Source organism: Rhodopseudomonas sp. (assembly GCF_013377015.1).
In the GTDB taxonomy this organism is placed as follows: Bacteria; Pseudomonadota; Alphaproteobacteria; order Rhizobiales; family Xanthobacteraceae; genus JARJEH01.
The window spans coordinates 1-1,052 of the sequence record NZ_JACABA010000034.1 but is presented as its reverse complement, the minus strand read 5'-3'; the positions used below and the strand labels follow the sequence as shown (position 1 = coordinate 1,052).

The 1,052-nt window shown below is 64.1% G+C and carries 2 protein-coding genes; both read left to right on the top strand.

Features of this window, described 5'->3' with window-relative positions:
* The first annotated feature begins 99 nt into the window (after nt 1-99).
* Complete coding sequence (locus HXX15_RS23145; protein WP_296519261.1) at nt 100-294, top strand: 4Fe-4S binding protein; 195 nt, start codon at nt 100-102, stop codon at nt 292-294.
* 14 nt (nt 295-308) lie between these two features.
* On the top strand, nt 309-1,052 hold a 744-nt coding region (locus HXX15_RS23140; RefSeq protein ID WP_296519260.1), incomplete at its 3' end, for a 4Fe4S-binding leucine-rich repeat protein.

Below are 1,052 nucleotides of genomic sequence, written 5' to 3'. Positions count from 1 at the left end.
GGCCCGGTTCGGCGCCCCCGAGGTCGCGCTCAGCGCGTGATCCAAGCTCGCGCTCAGCGCGTGACGTCGTTGTGAAGAGTTCAACATAGGAGCAAGAAAATGGCCTACAAGATCATCGCCTCCCAGTGCACCGTCTGCGGCGCGTGCGAATTCGAATGCCCGAATGCGGCGATCAAGATGAAGGGCGACATCTACATCATTGACGCCGCCAAATGCACGGAATGCGAAGGCTCGTTCGACAAGGCCCAATGCAACGAAGTGTGCCCGGTGCCGAAGACCTGCGTGAAGGCCTGAACAGTCAGACCCGCATGAGCGAGCCGGACGCCGATTCAGTCGACGTCGCCGTCGACTGGACCGGCAGGCCCTTTTCTTGCCAGGATTGTCCGCATCTTGCGATGCGTGAAACTGGCCGCTGTGTGCTCGGACGCATTTGCGTCCGGGACCAGCGCGCCCGCCGCATTGATCGCTTCTTTGCGGCCAACGCGCAACTTGTCGCCGAATATCTCGATCATCCCTATTTCGAGATCAGGACCATCGCCGCCAAGCACGCGAGCATTTTTCTGCTGCCGCGCATGATGCGCGACAAGGATCCGGAGGTGCGCGCCATGGTCGCCATGCGTCTGCCGGTTGCGCGCGTCCGCGACATGGCCGGCGACGCCGACCGAAAAGTCCGCATCGCCTGCGCCATGCGGCTCGAAGGCGCAGACCTGCTCCGCATGTTCGGCGACGAAGATTATTACGTGCGCCTGATGGCCGCGCGAAGACTCGAACCGGCGTTGCTGCCGGTGGCGGCCAACGATCCGGAATCCGAAGTCCGCCGCGCCGTCGTGCGCCGCCTGCCGCCCGACCGCCTGGCGGTGTTTGCTTTCGATGTCGATCCGATGGTGCGCAAGGAAGCGGCTGAGCGCATTCCGGCCTCGACCTTGCATCTGTTCGTGCACGATGTCGACTTGCGCGTCCGCTATGTCGCGGCCGAACGCGGCGAACTGCCAGTGGCGCGCCGGCTCGTCGGCGATCCGCACCGCGATCTCGCGGATGACCTCCTCGAAGCC